The organism is Exiguobacterium profundum (assembly GCF_042652865.1).
GTDB lineage: Bacteria > Bacillota > Bacilli > Exiguobacteriales > Exiguobacteriaceae > Exiguobacterium > Exiguobacterium profundum.
Genome location: NZ_JBHSHG010000001.1, coordinates 1,380,046 through 1,394,874 on the forward strand (window position 1 = coordinate 1,380,046; position 14,829 = coordinate 1,394,874).

19 protein-coding genes are annotated in these 14,829 nt (G+C 48.7%); 10 read left to right on the forward strand and 9 right to left on the reverse strand.

Annotation, left to right across the window (positions count from 1 at the left end):
* Positions 1-19: 19 nt before the first annotated feature.
* The 3 genes from secA to cspD all read right to left on the reverse strand — a co-directional run bounded on the left by secA (position 20) and on the right by cspD (position 3,749).
* Positions 20-2,542, reverse strand: a complete 2,523-nt coding sequence (gene secA / locus ACFO4U_RS07080) for a preprotein translocase subunit SecA (protein ID WP_159562644.1) — start codon at positions 2,540-2,542, stop codon at positions 20-22.
* A 139-nt stretch (positions 2,543-2,681) separates the two neighbouring features.
* Positions 2,682-3,245, reverse strand: a complete 564-nt coding sequence (gene hpf, locus ACFO4U_RS07085) for a ribosome hibernation-promoting factor, HPF/YfiA family (protein ID WP_012726945.1) — start codon at positions 3,243-3,245, stop codon at positions 2,682-2,684.
* Between the two features lie 306 nt (positions 3,246-3,551).
* Positions 3,552-3,749 (reverse strand): cold-shock protein CspD, encoded by a 198-nt coding sequence (gene cspD / locus ACFO4U_RS07090; RefSeq protein WP_012726946.1) that lies wholly within the window; start codon positions 3,747-3,749, stop codon positions 3,552-3,554.
* A 259-nt stretch (positions 3,750-4,008) separates the two neighbouring features.
* Between cspD and ACFO4U_RS07095 the strand changes: the two genes are divergently transcribed.
* The 9 genes from ACFO4U_RS07095 to ACFO4U_RS07135 all read left to right on the forward strand — a co-directional run bounded on the left by ACFO4U_RS07095 (position 4,009) and on the right by ACFO4U_RS07135 (position 10,378).
* Entirely contained in the window at positions 4,009-4,515 is a 507-nt protein-coding gene (locus tag ACFO4U_RS07095; protein ID WP_235189275.1) for a competence protein ComK, read from the forward strand.
* Positions 4,516-4,589: 74 nt separating this feature from the next.
* Positions 4,590-6,335, forward strand: coding sequence for a hypothetical protein (locus ACFO4U_RS07100; RefSeq protein ID WP_215243763.1), 1,746 nt, complete (start codon positions 4,590-4,592; stop codon positions 6,333-6,335).
* Positions 6,336-6,344: 9 nt separating this feature from the next.
* Positions 6,345-6,635, forward strand: coding sequence for an EscU/YscU/HrcU family type III secretion system export apparatus switch protein (locus tag ACFO4U_RS07105; protein WP_047795070.1), 291 nt, complete (start codon positions 6,345-6,347; stop codon positions 6,633-6,635).
* Positions 6,632-7,012: a flagellar protein FliS gene (locus ACFO4U_RS07110; RefSeq protein WP_159562646.1), complete on the forward strand. Its 381-nt coding sequence runs from the start codon at positions 6,632-6,634 to the stop codon at positions 7,010-7,012. Before ACFO4U_RS07105 ends, ACFO4U_RS07110 begins: the two co-directional genes overlap by 4 nt.
* Complete coding sequence (locus tag ACFO4U_RS07115) at positions 6,996-7,898, forward strand: flagellin N-terminal helical domain-containing protein (protein WP_159562647.1); 903 nt, start codon at positions 6,996-6,998, stop codon at positions 7,896-7,898. Before ACFO4U_RS07110 ends, ACFO4U_RS07115 begins: the two co-directional genes overlap by 17 nt.
* 24 nt (positions 7,899-7,922) lie before the next feature.
* Positions 7,923-8,366, forward strand: a complete 444-nt coding sequence (locus tag ACFO4U_RS07120; protein WP_074036246.1) for a YaaR family protein — start codon at positions 7,923-7,925, stop codon at positions 8,364-8,366.
* A gap of 9 nt (positions 8,367-8,375) precedes the next feature.
* Positions 8,376-9,041, forward strand: coding sequence for a DUF2225 domain-containing protein (locus ACFO4U_RS07125; protein ID WP_214690647.1), 666 nt, complete (start codon positions 8,376-8,378; stop codon positions 9,039-9,041).
* 263 nt (positions 9,042-9,304) lie between these two features.
* On the forward strand, positions 9,305-9,805 hold the full coding sequence (locus tag ACFO4U_RS07130) for a DUF1572 family protein (protein ID WP_215243762.1): 501 nt from the start codon (positions 9,305-9,307) through the stop codon (positions 9,803-9,805).
* Positions 9,806-9,904: 99 nt separating this feature from the next.
* Positions 9,905-10,378, forward strand: coding sequence for an AraC family transcriptional regulator (locus ACFO4U_RS07135; RefSeq protein ID WP_215243761.1), 474 nt, complete (start codon positions 9,905-9,907; stop codon positions 10,376-10,378).
* Positions 10,379-10,527: 149 nt separating this feature from the next.
* On the opposite strand, the gene ACFO4U_RS07140 is transcribed toward ACFO4U_RS07135, so the two are convergent.
* Both ACFO4U_RS07140 and ACFO4U_RS07145 read right to left on the reverse strand, forming a co-directional pair.
* Complete coding sequence (locus ACFO4U_RS07140) at positions 10,528-11,154, reverse strand: hypothetical protein (protein WP_159562650.1); 627 nt, start codon at positions 11,152-11,154, stop codon at positions 10,528-10,530.
* Positions 11,155-11,292: 138 nt separating this feature from the next.
* Positions 11,293-11,478, reverse strand: a complete 186-nt coding sequence (locus ACFO4U_RS07145) for a hypothetical protein (RefSeq protein WP_012726958.1) — start codon at positions 11,476-11,478, stop codon at positions 11,293-11,295.
* 159 nt (positions 11,479-11,637) lie between these two features.
* Here ACFO4U_RS07145 and ACFO4U_RS07150 point away from each other — a divergent pair, with 159 nt between their 5' ends.
* Entirely contained in the window at positions 11,638-12,015 is a 378-nt protein-coding gene (locus tag ACFO4U_RS07150; RefSeq protein ID WP_215243760.1) for a DUF3021 family protein, read from the forward strand.
* A gap of 34 nt (positions 12,016-12,049) precedes the next feature.
* On the opposite strand, the gene fliT is transcribed toward ACFO4U_RS07150, so the two are convergent.
* From fliT to ACFO4U_RS07170, 4 genes are read right to left on the reverse strand one after another with little or no spacing between them, the layout of a single operon-like run.
* Positions 12,050-12,403, reverse strand: a complete 354-nt coding sequence (gene fliT / locus ACFO4U_RS07155) for a flagellar protein FliT (RefSeq protein WP_215243759.1) — start codon at positions 12,401-12,403, stop codon at positions 12,050-12,052.
* Complete coding sequence (fliS, locus tag ACFO4U_RS07160) at positions 12,400-12,774, reverse strand: flagellar export chaperone FliS (RefSeq protein WP_159562653.1); 375 nt, start codon at positions 12,772-12,774, stop codon at positions 12,400-12,402. Before fliS ends, fliT begins: the two co-directional genes overlap by 4 nt.
* A 14-nt stretch (positions 12,775-12,788) precedes the next feature.
* Entirely contained in the window at positions 12,789-14,438 is a 1,650-nt protein-coding gene (gene fliD, locus ACFO4U_RS07165; RefSeq protein WP_159562654.1) for a flagellar filament capping protein FliD, read from the reverse strand.
* A gap of 15 nt (positions 14,439-14,453) precedes the next feature.
* On the reverse strand, positions 14,454-14,810 hold the full coding sequence (locus tag ACFO4U_RS07170) for a flagellar protein FlaG (RefSeq protein ID WP_159562655.1): 357 nt from the start codon (positions 14,808-14,810) through the stop codon (positions 14,454-14,456).
* Between the last annotated feature and the right edge of the window lie 19 nt (positions 14,811-14,829).

The window sequence follows — 14,829 nt, forward strand, 5'->3', positions numbered from 1 at the left end:
GGACCCGCCTCTTCAATAATTAAGCCTGTTGTCTACCGTGACAGTTCTTGAACTTCTTACCAGAACCGCACCAGCACGGGTCGTTCCGGCCGATGCTGTCTTCTTTCGAACGACGGACCGGCTTCTTCTTGACCGGTGCATCGCTCTTGCCTGATACGGCGACTTCCTCTTCGACGACTTTCTCGCGTCGGAGGTTGTCCCCGACTTCGGCACGAAGAACAAAGCCTGTCACTTCTTCTGAGATCGCCGCGTTCATCGCGTCGAACATGTTAATCCCTTCCGCTTGATACTCACGAAGCGGATCGTTCTGTCCGTAGGCGCGGAGATGAATCCCTTGGCGCAACTGGTCCATATGGTCGATATGGGACATCCAGTGCGAGTCGACGGCACGGAGCACGATAATCTTCTCAAACTCGTTGAAGCGTTCCGGTGGCGCGAGTTCACGTTTCGCCTCGTACTGCTCGTTCACGCGCTCCATGAGTAGCTCGATGATTTCTTCACGCTCTTTGCCGTAGAAGTCTTTGCCTTCGACCGTCTTCTCGAGCGCGAGCGTCTGGTTGGCCCAGTGCGCGAGCTCGTCGATGTTCCATTCTTCCGGTACGAGTTCGATCGGCGTGTATTGACCGACACCGAGTTCGACCGTCTGTGCCATCATCGAACGGACGATATCCGTGACCGACTCGTTCTCGAGGATGCTCGAGCGGTCCTTGTACATGACCTTCCGTTGGTCCGCCATGACGTTGTCATAACCGAGAAGCTGCTTCCGCGCATCGTAGTTGTTTCCTTCGACACGTTTTTGCGCTGACTCGACCGCTTTCGAGACCATGCGGCTCTCAATCGGTTGCGTGTCATCCATCCCGAGACGCTCCATCATGCTTTGGAGGCTATCCGTTCCGAAGCGACGCATGAGCTCATCTTCGAGTGACAAGTAGAACTGGGATTTACCCGGGTCCCCTTGACGGCCCGCACGACCACGTAGCTGGTTATCGATTCGGCGTGATTCGTGACGCTCTGTCCCGATGATGTAAAGACCACCGAGGTCGATGACACCTTCTCCGAGCTTGATGTCGGTACCACGACCGGCCATGTTCGTCGCAATCGTGACGGAACCTTTTTGACCGGCGTTCTCGATGATTTCCGCCTCACGCGCGTGGTTCTTCGCGTTTAAGACATCGTGACGAATCTTCTTCTTCGTCAAAAGCTTGCTCAAGTATTCAGATGTCTCGACGGCGACCGTACCGACGAGGATCGGTTGTCCCGTCGCGTGAACTGCCGAAATCTCTTCCACGACGGCTTTGAACTTGCCTTCCATCGATTTGAAGATGAGGTCTGCCTTGTCATCCCGGAGAATCGGTTTGTTCGTCGGAATCGTCACGACTTGCATGTTGTAGATGTTACGGAACTCTTCTTCCTCTGTCTTCGCTGTACCGGTCATCCCGGCAAGTTTCTCGTACATCCGGAAGTAGTTCTGATACGTGATTGTGGCGAGCGTCATCGATTCGCGTTGAATCTCGACGCCTTCTTTCGCCTCGATTGCCTGGTGAAGACCTTCCGAGTAGCGGCGTCCGTCCATGACACGACCCGTGAATTGGTCGATGATCATGACTTGCCCCTCACGTACCATATAGTCGATATCGTGATGCATGACCGCGTTTGCACGAAGGGCGAGCCCGACGTGGTGGTTGACGGCGACGTGCTCGATTGCGAACAGGTTGTCGATGCCGAAGAACTTCTCGGCGAGGTCGACCCCTTGGTCCGTCAAGAGGACCGACTTCGTCTTCACGTCGACCGTGTAATCGTCTTCCTCTTTCAACGTACGGACGAACGCATCCGCGCGCGTGTAGAGTTCAGTCGACTTTTGAGCCGATCCTGAGATGATGAGCGGAGTACGCGCCTCATCGACGAGGATTGAGTCGACTTCATCGACAATCGTGTAGTAGAGCTCACGTTGAACACGGTCTTCTTTATAAAGGACCATGTTGTCACGGAGGTAGTCGAATCCGAGCTCGTTGTTCGTCGAGTACGTGATATCACAGTTATAGGCCGCTTGTTTCTCGACACGGTCCATGTTCGACACGTTGAGGCCGACTGAAAGACCGAGTGCGAAGTAGAGCGGCTCCATGAGTTCTTTATCTCGTTTCGCCAAATATTCGTTGACCGTTACGACGTGTACGCCACGGCCAGTGAGCGCGTTCAAGTAGACAGGAAGTGTCGCGACGAGCGTCTTCCCTTCACCGGTTTTCATTTCGGCGATGTCGCCGTTATGGAGCACATAGCCCCCGATGAGCTGGACACGGTAATGACGCATCCCGAGCACACGCTCCGATGCCTCACGACAGACCGCGAACGCCTCCGGCAAGAGGTCGTCAAGTGTCTCGCCTTTTGCCAGACGTTCCCGGAACTCTTCCGTCTTCGCCTGAAGCTGTTCGTCGGACAATGCTTTGATTGGTTCGGCGAACGACTCGATCAAGTCGGCCGCTTTCTCTGCTTTTTTCAACATTCGTTTCTGTGGAGCAAATAACTCTTTCAAAAAGTTCGCCATACTCATATCTCCTCTGCACTCACTAAAAAATGCATGTTTTTTCCCTAATGTACAGTTTAACCGAAGTGGTGCCACCTTTCAAGGAAAGGCAAAAGGAAACGACCCCCCGAAGCCGGGAGGTCGTGTAGTGTCAAGTTTATTATTCAGGTTCGATCAAGCCGTACTTCCCATCTTTACGACGGTAGACGACGTTCGTGTTGCCCGTTTCTGCGTCTGAGAAGACGAAGAAGCTGTGACCGAGCATATCCATTTGAAGAATCGCCTCTTCCGTGTCCATCGGTTTCAACGTGAAGCGTTTCGTCCGCACGAGTTCGAGTTCTGCCTCGTCCTCATCGTAGACGGCCGGTGTATCATCAGGTCCTTCTAAAGACTTGAAGTACTCGCCGACGCCACCTTCTTTACCGCGTCCTTTACGGTTGAGTTTCGTTTTGTGTTTACGGATTTGACGTTCCAATTTATCGACGACGAGGTCGATTGCCGCATACATGTCGAGGTTGATGTCCTCAGCACGGAGCAACAAGTTCGGCATCGGGATCGTCACTTCCACTTTTTGTTTCTCGTTATACACTTTCAAGTTGACGTAAGCCGTCTGTGCATCCGTAGGAGTTGTGAAATACCGAGTCAACTTCTCCAGCTTTTTCTCGACATAGTCTTTGATTGCTGGTGTGACCTCAATGTTTTCGCCGCGAATGTTATAAATCATCTGAACTCCTCCTTAGAAATAACCGCTTGAACCAATGATTCGTCGAACGAGACGGAATCTCCTGCTTCATTTCTTAAAAAAGAAAGGGGAACCAGGTGGCTCACTCATATTATACCCCGAAAACGCTGCGATTGAAAACGTTATCATCAGAAAATAATGACAATTTTGTTCCGAATTCAACATTTCCTAGAACGAGCGAAAGGTATAGAAAGAAAATACCCATTCCACTCATTTTTAAACGCCTTTTTTTATTATGTAGAAAAAATAAAAGCCGACTCCCAAGGGAGCCGGCTTCGTGGTTTGAAATTATAATTTTACAACGTTAGCCGCTTGTGGGCCACGCTCGCCATCAACGATTTCAAACTCTACATCTTGACCTTCGTCAAGTGATTTGTAGCCTTCAGATTGGATTGCTGAGAAGTGTACGAACACGTCTTTGCCGCCTTCAACTTCGATGAATCCAAAACCTTTTTCTGAGTTAAACCATTTTACTTTACCTACCATGTGTAAATCCATTCCTTTCACCATTGGAGAATACAGAGGATTGTCCTCTACGGCTAATCTTACCACCTTCTTGTAAGCGTGACAAATACTTTCTCAAATATTTGTAAACGTTTCGTCATTTGGCTTTCATTGGAATTATATTTCCCTACTTTTCATATTGTCTTGTTGAATTTACATTTTTTGTGATATATCATTGAAGGGATGATTTAGGTTTGTGCCGTTTGTCTTTAGCCGATCCTGAAAATCTAATACGAGGAGGATGGTGCAGCGTATGCGCTCCTACTATTCTGAGGAAAAATATCGCATCACAAAGCGAACCGTGGCGATTCTCCCTTGCTTTGACATCATGAAGCAGTCACGGATCATTCTCGAGGATGGCACCGAGATTTCAACCCCGCTCCGGCCGTACCAGTTGTTGCAACTTTCTTGCCGCCAGTACAACAGCTCGATCGAGGAAAGAATCTTCATCGCCAAACGCGTCGCCGGCGTAAAAGGGAAAGTCCCTGTCGTGATTGAACCGACAACTGGACTCGTCTTCTTCCCGACGAAGTCTCCAAAACGAGACGATTGTGAATGGTATGCCTGGTCCCATATTCGAGACATACTGAACATTGAGGGTGAGCCGAACGGGCTTGTCCTCACGACCGATGGACATCAAATCCAAACGAACGCAACACCGTACGTCCTCCGGAACCAGCTCAAAGCGACAGGTGAACTTGTCGCCCGGTTCCAACAATTGAACGCGAGCCCCGTGCTCGAGTCCTGACACGCCTTCCGTCGAAAAGACGGAAGGTTTTTTTCTATTGTATCGCTTCATTTTTTTAAAAAGAGGTCGATATTATGGTCGAGGTGACAAACATGCAAATTCAAGCCCAAGCGACCGCCGTCAGTTCGGTCTTACCAGGCATCCAGACGAACCGGACGTACAAGGCCGAACTCGTCAAACAAACAGGACCCGACTCCGCGATCGTCAAGATCAACGGTGAAGAAGTCGAGGTCACATTTAAAGACGGGCTTCCGAAAACGAACCCGTTCCAAGTGACGCTCGCCGAACAGGACGGCATCTTGATGGCGACCGTCGTTCCTCCAAAGGAAGAGACACTTGAATCCGCACCACCTGCGTCCGCGTCGTCAAAGCTTGATGCGAAGATTCAGACGCTCCTCGCTTCCCTTCCACCTGAAGTACGAAGCGCGGTCAGCCGCCTGCTACAATCCGGACGCTTACCGATGAACGAAGATACGGTACGCCTTCTCGAGACGGCGTTCAAAGGGGACATGCGGGACGTCATCCTACATTTGAAGACGCTCGACACTCCGACCGTTCCTCGTGAGATGGCTCGAGAGATCGCTTTCCTCTCTTTGAACGAAGCGAAACAACAGATCACACCGCCGGCGCCGAACGCTCCTTACCCACAAAAAGAGCGGTATGTCGAACTCGTCAATCTGTCACGTCCCGTGAGTGAACGCGTCACGCCGACACCGAAAACGATTGATCGGGTCATCCGTGACCTCACGCCGACGACACTGACATCACCGCGTCCGATTGAATCTGAATCGCGCCAAGCGATGCCGCTTCCTCCAATCAACGGGAAGCAAGTGATGGTGAAGGAAGTGACGTCACATCTAGCGACCGTCACGAACACGTTCCGAAACGAGCAGGCGACCGTGACGAAACAACTCGGACAAGTCGCTGCGTTGATCGAGACGAACCCGCATGCGGCACGCCCTGCACTCGAGACCGTCTCGACCCGTCTGACACAACTCGTCCAAAAGACGGACGCCTTGCTTCATACCGACGTGACTCAAGAGAAGCAACTGGTCGCCATGACGGCCAAACTCGACGTCGCGTTGTCGTTGCTTGCGACGAAACCACAAGAGAGTGCGACACTCGTCAAAGAGGTCCGAGCGGCACTGAATGATTTCCGCTATGCGCCGAATCAGACACGCATCGAATATATCCCACACGGGGCGACACGTGCCGGCGAGATGCCGACCGTCGCGCCACTCAAGCTCGATTCGACATTATCTGGACGACACATCCAGGAAGTAGCGCAACGTGTGCAGACACAGGCACAGCTCGCCCAAGCGACGTCCAATACGCCGACATCAGCTTTATCGGTACGTGGAGATACGACGAACCCCGAGGCGCAACGCCTCGCCTCGTTCTTCCAAGTCCAACAGACGCTCAACCGCCTTGATGGCGGTCAGCTCCATCAACTCTTGTTCGCCCTACCGGCAAAAGTGCAAGAGATCGACACCGGAATCCATGTTCATATCCAAAACCGGGAGGCCGGGGACGTTGTCGACTGGGAGAACAGTGTCCTCTACATTCGTTTAGAGACGCCACGTCTTGGAGAAATTGGTGTCAAACTCGAAGCGAAAGATCGAAACCTCCGACTCACACTCGAGCACGACGATTCGACGGTCGAGCGACTCGCTCGTCCCCTTCTCGAGAAAATCGAACAAACGCTCGAGACAATTGGATATAAGAGTGTGACGACCCAGTTCAAACCGCTCACGAAAGCTGATCGTGTCATCGAAGAGCCTACGATAGCACCGACGACAGGATATGACTTTAGAATTTAGGAGGTCCCGATGTACCAACGCATGGATTTGACGAAACGTAAGACGGCCGCGGTCGTCCGCTATGATGAAACGACGGATAAAGCGCCCGTCATCGTCGCCCGCGGGACCGGAGCCGTCGCTGAAAAGATTTTACAGGAAGCACGTGCCCGAGGAGTAGCGGTCGAGAACGACCATTCCTTGCTTGGCCATTTGCTCGACCTTGACCTAGGAGACGCCATCCCACCCCAACTTTATGATGTGATGGCAGAAGTGTTGTTGTTGATAGAGGAACTTGATTCGATCAAAGGAGAACAAAGATGAATTCAACCCAATTATATGAAATGAGGCCGGAAGAGCTGACTCAGGCGATGCTTCACGCACTCGTCTATCACTATAAACATGCGCAAGATTCGACGATTGCCGAACGAAACCGTCATCTTCGCCAAGCCCGTGAACTTTTAGTCAAACTTCACCAAGGACTCCATGACGGCGGCGGGATTATCGCGGCTCAACTGGATGAAATTTATCTATATATGGCAAACGCAAGCGTCGAAGCTATCATCGACCAGGATAAGGAAAAAATCGCCGAACTACATACGCTCGCAAGTGACCTCGATCAAACATGGGGTGAAGCAATGGAGCGTGCCAAGACCCAACCTGTCACGACTGGAGGAAACCGTTATGAAAATTACGAATAACGTCCAAGCATTAAAAGCGTATACATCTCTTTCCCTGAATCAAGCGTCAATGAAAAAAACGATGGATCGCCTCTCAAGTGGGATTCGCATCAACAAGGCATCTGATGATGCGGCAGGACTCGCCATCTCAGAGAAAATGCGGATGCGCCTCGACTCGCTCTCGATGGCAGAACGCAACACGCTCGACAGTATCTCACTCACGCAGACACTCGAAGGCGGGATGAACGAAACACACGCCCTTCTCCAACGGATGCGTGAATTATCGGTTCAATCAGCAAATGGAACGCTCAGTGAAGACGACGCCAAAGCTGTCCAGGAAGAAATTAACGCGTTGACTGCCGAAGTGACACGAATTGCCGAAACGACGGAATTCAACTCAAAGAAAATTATGAATGGCGAATACATGCAAGGCAATAATACGTTATTCTTCCAAATCGGTGCAGGTAACAATGAAGCCGTCATCTTAAATGTGGAAGATATGCGGGCGCATGCACTCAATATCACGATGACGACACCCGGTGGCGGAGAACTTCCTGCCGTCGACCATGACAACGATTCGACGACACCCACTGAAACGTATTATGCATTGAGTGTGTTGACACCTGAGGATGCGGGTGATGCCATTTCGAAATTCGATGCAGCCATCAACAAAGTGTCACTCGAACGTTCAAAACTCGGAGCCATCCAAAATCGCTTAGAAGCGAACGTCAGCGTCGTCGCCATCGGCTCAGAAAACTTAACGGCGTCTGAGTCACGAATCCGTGATGCCGACATGGCCCGTGAAATGATGGACTTCGCACGTCTAAACATTTTGAACCAGTCCGGCATGGCGATGATTGCCCAGTCGAACGCATTGCCGCAAGGCGTGTTACAATTATTGAACTAACCTAAAGAAAGGACGGTTGCCCATATGGACATTCGTCGCATCATGGAGACGCAATCGCTCCTCGGCTCAAGTAAGGCAAAGCGCGCCGAAGTCGAACCCGGTGTCTCCTTCCAAAATGTGATCGGTCAGAAGCGCGAAGACCGGGAGCATGAACGCTTCCAACGTCAAATCGCCGCGATTCATGAACAAGGAGAACTTCTAGCTGAAAGTCAGACTGTCGAAGCGCTTGCCGAATACAAACAAATGATTAAAGACTTTATGAAAGAGGCCGTAGACGCGGCACTCCGTCTCGAAGATAAACGCGGATTCAATCGCCGCGGGCGCGCGAAGATTTATAAGGTCGTCGAACAAGTCGACCAAAAACTCCTCGCGCTGACAGATCAGGTCATCTCGGGTGAGGCCTCTCGCCTTTCCCTACTCGACCAAGTCGGTGAAATTCGCGGATTGCTCGTCAATGTCTATGTGTGAGGTGTCGAGATGGCAGAACATTTGTTTTTGAAGAAAGTCAAATGTCCGTATTGTTTACAAGAAAGTAAGACGAACCGTGTCTTATCACGTCACATCCGTCCACTCGAAGTTGAGAAGGATGGCTACACAACGTATGATGGACCGAATCCTTATTTATACGAACCGACCGTCTGTGACCATTGTCACCTCGTCTTCCACGACTCGTTCGACAAGGTGCGCAAACATAACCGAGAAGCGCTTGAGACGAGCTACTTCAATCAAGTGAATCCGGATGTGTTGAAAGGCGACCGTTCATATGAGCACGTCATCCTTCTCTATAAGTTCGCCGTCATGACGGCCCAGTTGAGCGGACAAAAACCATCTGTCATCGCTATGCTCGGGATGCGAATCGTATGGATGTACCGATTGATTGGGGATGCAGCGTCTGAAAAGGAATGGATGCAGCGGACGCTCGATAAATACAATGAGGTGCAAGAAGCGTATACAGACCCGATTCGGACCGGATTACCGTACGACCAGCTCATGTTGCGGATTGCCGATTTGTCGGCCGCGCTTGACTACTACGAGGACGCGCGTCGCTGGTATGGGATTCTCCTCAGCAGTAAGGAAGTATCGGAACGCATCCGGAACCAGGCCCGTGATCATTGGGAAGAGTTTCGATTGGAGCACGCCTAATCAGAAGTGTGGGACCTTGTGTCTCACACTTTTTGAATACAAAAAATCGCACTCATCCACTCACATTCAAACGCAATCGGCACAATTGATGAATAAGAGATCCACGCAACATTGACTACCCAGTACCCTCATGTCGACTATGCGGTGACGTCTTGCAGGATGTATCACATGGAATCTCAATTGCTATAACATTAATTTAATTTTTAGTGGGATAGATATGGGGTATATTCAAATCAGATACATACGAAGAGGAGGATCTTTTCATGTTTGAAACGCAATATCTCGATACCGTACGTGCTACGTTTAAAAGCCAGAAACAACTCGCTGAGCGCGCGCTCGTCCAAGTGAGTGAAGAGGACCTGCACAAGACACTTGCGCCGGACACACTCTCGCTCGCCTTGATCATCCAGCACATGGCGAATAACATGAAGTCGCGTTGGACCGATTTTTTGACGGCAGACGGCGAGAAACCGGACCGAGACCGGGACGCCGAGTTCGAGGACCAGCAGCTATCCCGTGCGGAGCTCATGAAGGTTTGGGACGAGCGTTGGCAACTGTTGGATAATGTCTTAGCTGATTTGAGACCAGATGACTTAGGGAAGAACGTGATGATTCGAGGGGAAGCGCATTCCGTGATTGACGCGATCGAACGCCAAGTGTCGCATTATGGGTATCATGTCGGACAAATCGTCTATCTGTCGAAGCTATTCGCCGGGAGCGACTGGGATGTGTTGTCGATTCCATTGCCGCATCAGCGTAAATAATAATTCCTGTTGCAACACTTCATCGAGATATTATTTCAATGAAGCACTTTTTTGGAAATCAAGACAATTGAATCAGTCAACTTTAATGGGGGTTACAAAATGGATATGACTTTAAAGCAATTGCCTGAGACTGAAATTGCATTTATCAGACGTACGGGTAGCTATTTTGAACCACAAGAACATTGGGGGAAATTAATACATTGGGCGACGGAACACAACCTTTACCCTCCATCAAGTCAATTTATCGGTATTTCATTAGATAATCCGAACGATGTTGATCCTCATGAATGTAGACATGATGCTTGTGTCACAGTTCCTAAAAACTTTGATAAAACAGGACACGGGGAGATACAATTTAAAATGCTAGAAGGTGGTCAATACATCGTGCACCATTTCTACGATACTCCAGAAAAACTGAGTGAGACGTATAAATATATTTTTGAAGAATGGTTACCAGAACGCGAATATTCAGTGGACGAATCTAGAAATACCTTGGAGTTCAATTTGAACAATCCAGCTGAAGATCCCGGCGGAAAATCTAAAGTCGATTTATATGTACCCATTAAGAATTAAGATTTTACAAAATGAAAAAATTAAGATACAAGGAACTCTCAAAATATGAGAATCCCTTCTCATATTCTCTATGCTAACTACTATGCTTATTGTGTAGTAATAATCAACCATGAGACTAGGCGTACCGATTTTATTCGGCACGCCTACTCTTATTTCGTCACGTTAATTGTATATTCGTAGCGGTCTTCTGCCACTTTGTCGAAGTTCTCGTTGAATGGTCCATCGATGACGACTTTTAAGTCCGTCAGCTCTTCTGGTTTTGCTTTCACGAAGAAGAGGACGTTCCCTTCTTTCTTCACCTTTCCTAAAAATTCTCCACCGACGTCATCTGAGAACCATAAGTCCGAAGACACCTGCTCCCCTGTGTTCGTCACCAGTGTCGCCTGGTTCGGATGGAAGCTCATCGTCTCGTCGACCGTATTCTCGACCAACATGTTCATCGCGACGACCGTCACCTCTTCTTGTCCATCGAATGAGTCGCTATAAGCTTCTGCGACCGTGAGGCGTGACGTCTGTACTTTGTCGATGGCGAATTGAATCGGACCCATCGTCTCCGTGATCGTGAGTGCCTTATTCTTCATGTAGATCTTGTTCGTACCGAGTTCACTTTCTTGGACGTCCGTCTCTTCAGCAGTCGTCTCCTCTGGTACGTTCGCTTCCGCCTCTACGACTTCTTCCGTATCCGTCGCCGTCGTCTTCAGTTCGTCTGCTTCCCCGCAACCGACAAGTAGTGCGAGCGGTACCGCCACCAGTAAGCCAAATCGTTTCATGTTCATCTTCATCTCTCCCTTTTCTTAATCCAAGTGATGTTGTGGTTAAGACGAATATAACGAATTGACAAACCAAACCGTATTAAGAAAAAGTTCCAGGTAAAATAAAAGTCAAGGTCCATAATCGGACCTTGACATGTATACTTATCCTCTTGATTTCAGCTCTTCTTCCTCGTATGGGTCAGGACGATCCTCAAACGGCGTATCGTCCTCGACGTACGCTTCAAGTTTTGGGTCCCGTTCCACGTATTCATCGTACGCTCCCTCTGGACCATAGACGAAATAACGGCGCTTCCGTGACGATATCGGTTTGGACTCTTTCTCACGCATCTCGTTTCCCTCCTCTTTCCAGAAAAGAAGCAACAGCTACATTGATGTTTACCCGATTATAGCGGAAAACAGACGTCATTTCATCTATACCCTTTATATGAAACTTTTCCTTTCCACAGCCGTATACATTTACAACGATTCGATGAAAGGAAAATTCATATGCAACTATTGAAAAAAGGAATACTACGGAGTCTCATTTGGTCGCTGCCATTCGCTATCATCGTCCTATATCAAGTCTGGTCAGGAAATGCAGACGCCTTACGCGCGATGCTCGTCTATGCCGGGGTCGCCTTCTTCCTCGGGCTCACAAGCGTTATTTATGAAGTCCAACAGTGGTCGTTCAAGAAACAAATCTTCATTCATTGGAGCGTTATGCACGTGACAATCCTACCACTTCTCTGGTTCGGTCGATCTACGCCAATCACATCGCTTCAAGATGCCGCACGTCTCTATTTTAACTTCACGGTGAGTGGTCTGATTTTATTTACCGCTTCTTATTTCATCATCCGGATGCGTCGACAAGTCAAAGCCTCTTAACACAAAAGCTCGAAGGCGCATGCCTTCGAGCTTTTTACGTCTGTTGGTCAAATAGACCGGAAAAGTTAGAATCGACGTCTTCATATGGGTCGACATATGATTTGACCGTCTTCCGTTCCATCCGGGCTGTCCCTAGCGTCATCCCTAGACGCTGGTGCTCGGCTTCAATTAGACGAGAAATCTTTTGACTGTCGTCAACGAGTTGCTTAAGGACCTTTTGATCGGCTTTTTCCAAATCGGGACCGTGTGCTGCGAGCAACTGTTCCCGATCATCTAAAAGCTCATGGATTTGTTCCATCCATGTATCGTACGTTGGTTCTTCCGGGACTTGTGCGAGCAGTTCTTTCAAGCGTTGCGTCTTTAAGATGATTTCATCAATCGGTCTCATGACTGCTTCGCGAGTTTCATCGCTTCCTTCCACGTATCACGTAGTTCGGTCGTAAAATCAAGTACCTCGTCAAGGATAGCTGTATCGTTCTTGACGTTCGCATCAACGAGGCGGCGCCACATGTAGTCATAGAGCGAATCTAAGTTCGCTGAGACAGCGATGTCTTTATTGAGTGTCAGACGAAGTTCCCGAAAGATAGCTTGCGTCTTTTGAATGTTGACGTTCTTTAAATCAGGGTTACCTTGGTCGATTGCAAGCTTGGCGAGGCGCATGAACTTGAGCGCTCCGTCATAAAGCATAAGCGTCAGTTCCTGTGGATTCGCGGTCGTGACCGCACTGTTTTGATATGCTGCATATGGATTGGCTACCATTTAAACTCCTCCTCTTACATGCCTCCGCCTAAAAACTGTGACAGCGATGCCGCTTGAGCATTCGCTTGGTTCATCGCTGTTTCCATCGCTGTGAAACGACGGTAATAGGCGTTTTCTTTATCGATGAGTAAATCATTTAACCGCTTGATACGCGAATCAATATCGGTCATTTCTTTCCCCATCGAATGGGTTTGTGAGCCAGAACCGTCCGCTCCTGCGATTCGTGTAATCGTATCGCGCGAATCTTTGGCAGCATCTCGGATTTGTGGCAATAATCCAGTTTCAGCATCTGTAAACAACTGATATACTTGCTCCGGATCTTTTTCGATAGCCGCTTTCAGCTTCTCTTCATTGAGTTCGATTTTACCACCATTGGTGAAATCCGCTCCAGTCGAAAGACCGATCTGGAACAATCGTGACATCTCGACGTCATTCGATGCAGCTGTAGCACCCGACCACTTGCTCCGAAGATTGTCCATGGTTCCGCGCAAAATCGTATCACCGCGGAGCATACCGCTCATCGCTTTTTCTTCCCACTTCTTGATTTCGTCTTCAGATAACTCATCACGTTGAGCTTGAGTCAACGGTGAAAACGAACGGAATCGTTCTTCTCGTGTCTTTTTGTTCATGAGGTCGATGGTCTCATTGTATTTATCAACGAACCCTTTAATTCCGTCAAAGATTTTTTGAGTGTCTGTCGCAGAGGACAAGTTTACTTTAGTGCCATCATTGAATGAGGACTTCAATGTGATGGTCATATTATCAATCGTAAAGGTGTTTGAACTTTGGGTCAACGTAATGCCGTTCACATCCACAGATGCATTCGTCCCGGCTACGGATCCATTTAAACCAAATAGTGCTTTAGCTGCAGTGCCTTCAAATTCGATAATCGATTTCACGCCCGTGTCTTTACGTGTTAATGAAATCTGCCCTGAAGTTTGATCAAAGAACGCACTAATTCCCGTCTTCGTGCCATTCAACGCGGTAACGAGATCTTTAAACTTAGCATTCTCATCAACATATACTGTCTGTAAAGCTCCACCGTCTTCATTACGGAAACGAACTTGATAGCCAGCTTCATACACGACTTGTGCACCTTCAGGGATTGTCACTCCACTATCGAACGTAATCTTCCCAGTTGCCGCATCGTACGTATGTGCTAACGAAATCGCATTACCATCTTTATCCGTAAAAGTTGGCGGATTATTCGGTAGCGGTTTCACTACGAGTTCAGTTGTTCCCGCAGTTAACGTTTGTTTCCGAATACCAACCTCTAACCCGAGTGTCGAAACTGCCGTGTCATTTGTGATGCCTCCACCATTTGCCACCGCTACATGAGAAGCCGAGGTAGCCAACGTCGCTGAATTGATAGTAAGCGAAGCGTTTCCACTTGATGGACCTGCAACGACAGATACACGCGATTCATCAGAGGATGAAGCCGTTTTTGCGTAATAGTTTCGGCTGAACATCATATCGACCGCGCTGTTTCGTAATGCTAACAGTGAACGGTTGACCTCACGATAAGAGTCACGCCGCCATTCGGTCAATTGTTTTTTCTGTTCTAAACGATCTACTGGAATTCGTTCTGCTTGCATCATTTGTTTAATGATACTATCGGTATCGATCCCACTGGCTAATCCGCCAAATCGAATTGGTGATGTCATATGCCCACTCCTTTTTTATATCCGTTCGTCGAATAAATGATTAAACTCCATAAACGCCGCAAAGAAATCCATTGATTTTTTACTTGGGATTTCACGGATTACTTCATTGTTCGCATCGACGATTTGAATATAATAATCATTCAGTTTTTCGTGCTTCATAAATTTCAAGCCGGTACGTTGCTTTTCAAGGACTTGATTCGCCTTCTCGACCGCTGCCTCTAACTTTGTAATGTGTTGAGGCGTCGGAAGAATAACAATACCTTCATCGGCGAGTTGAGTTTGATTGGCCTCAACGAACACATTTTTAGTTTGCTCATACGGTAATACAGAAGAAGGCAAGTGAAGTCTGACTTCAGAAATGGTCGGATTCATAGTCTTCTACTCCCTCACA

What these genes read in the sequence shown, in the direction of transcription:
- ACFO4U_RS07125 (WP_214690647.1), top strand. Translation starts at nt 8,376, where the DNA reads ATGGCAGAACATTTGTTTTTGAAGAAAGTCAAATGTCCGTATTGTTTA.
- ACFO4U_RS07135 (WP_215243761.1), top strand. Translation starts at nt 9,905, where the DNA reads ATGGATATGACTTTAAAGCAATTGCCTGAGACTGAAATTGCATTTATC.
- fliT (WP_215243759.1), bottom strand. Translation starts at nt 12,403, where the DNA reads ATGAGACCGATTGATGAAATCATCTTAAAGACGCAACGCTTGAAAGAA.
- ACFO4U_RS07120 (WP_074036246.1), top strand. Translation starts at nt 7,923, where the DNA reads ATGGACATTCGTCGCATCATGGAGACGCAATCGCTCCTCGGCTCAAGT.
- hpf (WP_012726945.1), bottom strand. Translation starts at nt 3,245, where the DNA reads ATGATTTATAACATTCGCGGCGAAAACATTGAGGTCACACCAGCAATC.
- ACFO4U_RS07095 (WP_235189275.1), top strand. Translation starts at nt 4,009, where the DNA reads ATGGTGCAGCGTATGCGCTCCTACTATTCTGAGGAAAAATATCGCATC.
- fliD (WP_159562654.1), bottom strand. Translation starts at nt 14,438, where the DNA reads ATGACATCACCAATTCGATTTGGCGGATTAGCCAGTGGGATCGATACC.
- ACFO4U_RS07150 (WP_215243760.1), top strand. Translation starts at nt 11,638, where the DNA reads ATGCAACTATTGAAAAAAGGAATACTACGGAGTCTCATTTGGTCGCTG.
- ACFO4U_RS07115 (WP_159562647.1), top strand. Translation starts at nt 6,996, where the DNA reads ATGAAAATTACGAATAACGTCCAAGCATTAAAAGCGTATACATCTCTT.
- ACFO4U_RS07130 (WP_215243762.1), top strand. Translation starts at nt 9,305, where the DNA reads ATGTTTGAAACGCAATATCTCGATACCGTACGTGCTACGTTTAAAAGC.
- secA (WP_159562644.1), bottom strand. Translation starts at nt 2,542, where the DNA reads ATGGCGAACTTTTTGAAAGAGTTATTTGCTCCACAGAAACGAATGTTG.
- ACFO4U_RS07170 (WP_159562655.1), bottom strand. Translation starts at nt 14,810, where the DNA reads ATGAATCCGACCATTTCTGAAGTCAGACTTCACTTGCCTTCTTCTGTA.
- ACFO4U_RS07105 (WP_047795070.1), top strand. Translation starts at nt 6,345, where the DNA reads ATGTACCAACGCATGGATTTGACGAAACGTAAGACGGCCGCGGTCGTC.
- ACFO4U_RS07100 (WP_215243763.1), top strand. Translation starts at nt 4,590, where the DNA reads ATGGTCGAGGTGACAAACATGCAAATTCAAGCCCAAGCGACCGCCGTC.
- ACFO4U_RS07140 (WP_159562650.1), bottom strand. Translation starts at nt 11,154, where the DNA reads ATGAACATGAAACGATTTGGCTTACTGGTGGCGGTACCGCTCGCACTA.
- ACFO4U_RS07110 (WP_159562646.1), top strand. Translation starts at nt 6,632, where the DNA reads ATGAATTCAACCCAATTATATGAAATGAGGCCGGAAGAGCTGACTCAG.
- fliS (WP_159562653.1), bottom strand. Translation starts at nt 12,774, where the DNA reads ATGGTAGCCAATCCATATGCAGCATATCAAAACAGTGCGGTCACGACC.
- ACFO4U_RS07145 (WP_012726958.1), bottom strand. Translation starts at nt 11,478, where the DNA reads ATGCGTGAGAAAGAGTCCAAACCGATATCGTCACGGAAGCGCCGTTAT.
- cspD (WP_012726946.1), bottom strand. Translation starts at nt 3,749, where the DNA reads ATGGTAGGTAAAGTAAAATGGTTTAACTCAGAAAAAGGTTTTGGATTC.